The organism is Bradyrhizobium sp. P2_E8 (assembly GCF_056403875.1).
Genome location: NZ_JBFUES010000773.1, coordinates 1 through 3706, shown reverse-complemented (window position 1 = coordinate 3706; position 3706 = coordinate 1). Strand labels below are relative to the sequence as shown.

At 67.2% G+C, this 3706-nt stretch carries 1 protein-coding gene; it reads right to left on the bottom strand.

Annotation, left to right across the window (positions count from 1 at the left end; all coding sequences use genetic code 11):
• The coding region (locus AC1D00_RS31505) for an Rne/Rng family ribonuclease (protein WP_477013347.1) at nucleotides 1-3050 on the bottom strand (3050 nt) is incomplete at its 3' end.
• Nucleotides 3051-3706 lie beyond the last annotated feature (656 nt).

Sequence of the window (3706 nt, the reverse complement as noted above, 5' to 3'; positions counted from 1 at the left end):
GCGCGGCGCGGGGCGGCCGGCGTCTCGCTTGCCGGTTCCGGTGCGGGCGCAGGTGCCGGCGGCGGCGCGACTGGTTCGGTTGCCTGCGCAACCGGTGCTGCGGGCTCGCTCGGGCTGCTCGACAGGAAGCTCACCTTTTCCCGGACCGTGGAGCGACGCCGCGCGGCCTTGTCGTCGGCGGGATCCTCTTCTGCAGTTGCGACGGCAGGAGCTGGCTCCGGCTGGGCCGGCGCCTCTGCCTGCACGTCTGCACGTGCCTCGGGCTGCGCGATTTGCGGCTCGGCGGTGTGCTCGGCCTGCGCGATCGAGGGTGCAGCCTCGCCGCCAAAGCCGTCGAAATCGGCCACCGCTTCGATAGCTTCCGATGGTGACTGGGTGCCGAGTTCGTCGCCGATGGAGCCGGCAAGACCTTCCTCGCCGCCCCCACGCCGACGGCGTCCGCCGCGGCGACCACGCCGGCGTCGGCGCTCGCCGCCGCCCTGCTGCTCGCCACGGGCTGCCTGTTCCTCGCCTTCCTCGCCGTCCTGCTCGGACTCGGCGTCCTCATCGCCTTCGCCGGCAGCCACCGCCGCCTCGGGAAGAGCGGGGGCGCCATCCTCGCGCAGCTCGCCGTCGCGCTGGCCACCGCGGCCGCGCCGGCGACGGCGGCGCTTGCGGCGCTGACCGTCCTGCTCGGGGGCTGCCTCGCCGGCAGCCTGCTCTTCCGTGAGACCTTCGGTCTCCTCGGACTCGATCTCGGATTCCAGCTCCGGATCGAACTCCTCGTCGTCATAGGCCTCTTCAACCACCGGCGGCGGGCTTGCCGCGGCCTGGGCCGCGAGCAGCGCCTTGGCGGCTTCGAGCGTATGCACCTGCTCGCCGCGATCGATGAGGTAGGCCTGCGGTCCGCTGACGCTCGGGTCGGCGATGACCGCCAGGGTGACCTTGAAGCCGTTCTCGAGGTCGCGCAGATGGCCGCGCTTGTGGTTCAGCACGTAGAGCGCGACGTCGGTGCGGGTGCGGACCACGAGATTGTGGGTCGCGCCTTTCATCAGGATCTCTTCGAGGCCGCGCAGAAGCTGGAGCGCAACCGAGGACACCGAGCGGACATGGCCGGTGCCGCCGCAATGCGGGCAGGGATCGGTCGAGGATTCCAGCACGCTGGCACGGATGCGCTGGCGCGACATCTCGAGCAGGCCGAAATGCGAGATGCGTCCGACCTGGATGCGCGCGCGGTCCTGCCGCAGGCAATCGGACAGCTTGCGCTCGACCGCACGGTTGTTGCGCTTCTCGTCCATGTCGATGAAGTCGATGACGATCAGGCCGGCGAGGTCGCGCAGGCGGAGCTGGCGTGCGACCTCTTCGGCCGCCTCCAGATTGGTCTTGAGCGCGGTGTCCTCGATATGGTGCTCGCGCGTCGAGCGGCCGGAGTTGACGTCGATCGAGACCAGCGCCTCGGTCTGGTTGATCACGATGTAGCCGCCGGAGCGCAGCTGCACGGTCGGCGAGAACATCGCGTCCAGCTGGCTTTCGACGCCCATCCGCGAGAACAGCGGCTGGCCGTCGCGATACTGCTTCACCGCGCTGACATTGGCGGGCATCAGCATTTTCATGAAGTCGCGTGCTTCACGGTAGCCGGATTCGCCGGCAACCGAGATCTCGTCGATCTCCTTGTTGTAGAGGTCGCGCAGCGAGCGCTTGATCAGCGAGCCTTCCTCGTAGACGAGGGTCGGGGCCTGCGACTTCAGCGTCAGGTCGCGCACCGTCTCCCACATCCGGATCAAATATTCGAAGTCGCGCTTGATCTCGGGCTTGGTGCGGGCGGCGCCGGCGGTGCGCAGGATGATGCCCATGCCCTCGGGCACGTCGAGATCCTGCACCACTTCCTTCAGACGCGAGCGGTCCTGGGCGCTGGTGATCTTGCGGCTGATGCCGCCGCCGCGCGCGGTGTTCGGCATCAAGACGGCGTAGCGGCCGGCGAGCGAGAGATAGGTCGTCAGCGCCGCACCCTTGTTGCCGCGCTCTTCCTTGACGACCTGCACCAGCATCACCTGGCGGCGCTTGATGACTTCCTGGATCTTGTACTGGCGGCGCGGACGGAAGGTGCGCTCCGGCACTTCCTCCATCACATCGTCGCCGCCAACGGATTCGACGACTTCCTCTTCGGCTTCCTCGCCGTCATCCTCGTCGTCGTCGTCGTCGTCGTCAGTCGCCGCTTCAGCGTCGTGATGCGGAGCTTCCGTGCTTTCGCCGGCAGCGTACACGGCATCGGCCGGTTCCGCGGCGGCGGTTACGGCTTCGGCCAGAGCTTCTGCGTGCGCTTCGGAGGTCGCCTCCTGCGGTTCGGCAGCGACCACGGGTTCGGCGCCAACGGCCGCGACAGGCGCGGGCGTCTCGTCGGCATGATCATGGTCGTGATGATCGTGCCCGCCGTCATGACCATGGTCGTCATGATCGTGAGCGTGATCGTGATGATGGTCGTCGTGCCCGTGTTCATGGTGATCATGATCGTGATGATCATGTTCGTTGTGATCATGGGCATCGTGCTCGCCGTGATGCTCCACGTCGGCGTGCAGATGCTCGCTCTCATGCGGAGCGCCTTCGGCGTTGGCGGCGCTCGGCCCGCCATCGACCGGCTGGGCCGCGGGATCGGCGCCGGCGTCGAGGCCTTCGACGATGTCGCTGCGGACCCGTTCTCCATGACCGCGGCGGCGGGCATTGCGGTGACGCGAGCGGCGGCGGCCGTGCGAGCGGCTCTCGCTCTCTTCCTCGGCCTCGCGATGGGCCTGTTCCTCGGCCTCGATCAGCGCCTGCCGGTCGGCAACCGGGATCTGGTAGTAGTCGGGATGAATTTCGCTGAAGGCGAGGAAGCCGTGGCGGTTGCCGCCATATTCGACGAAGGCGGCCTGGAGCGAGGGTTCGACCCTAGTGACCTTGGCGAGGTAGATATTCCCGCGCAGTTGCTTGCGTTGCGCGGTCTCGAAATCAAACTCTTCGACGCGATTGCCGCGGACCACGACGACCCGGGTCTCCTCCGGGTGGGTGGCATCGATCAACATCTTGTTGGGCATGTCTTAACTCTTGGCGGCGGCGGGCGCGATACACCGTGGGCGCGTATCGCGCCGCCGGGTGACGCGACGGTCCACCTGATTCGGGGGTGAGGGGAAGGCCGAAACGCCGTCTCTCGCGCCTTGCCGGACCGGAAGCTTCAGGACCACGGCGGCGCGCGGGATTATCACTCCGCAGCGTCGCGAATGATCCTTCAGAATTCGTCGGCACAGTCTGGCGCATCAAGCGTCGGCCCGTATGAAACATTGGGCGGCGAGGCCGCCCCTCAATCAGTTGCTGCTGGCCAGGCATGGCGCGAGCGCGCTCGCCTTGGGGATCACGAACCGCTCCCTTGGGATCAAGGGACCGGGCAATGGGTTATGTCGCTGTCCGAACCGCCCCGGAAACGTGGTCTCCGGGAACCGTCCGCCGCCGGGGCTTGGCCCGCTCCACCTCGCTGCCGCGCACCGCGCTGGTCTTAGAGGAGAACGGAAAACGCTGGAATCCCCAAACCTTGAGAGTTCCGGCGCTGCACCGGGAGGCTGAATGCGACACAACCGGAAATATCGGCCGTCAGCATTCCGTACATACGAGGAATGGGCCATCCGTGCAAGGGAGCGTCGCACGGCGGTCACAGTCAGCGAGTTTCGCGTTTCTGCCATTAAGGATCGATTAACCC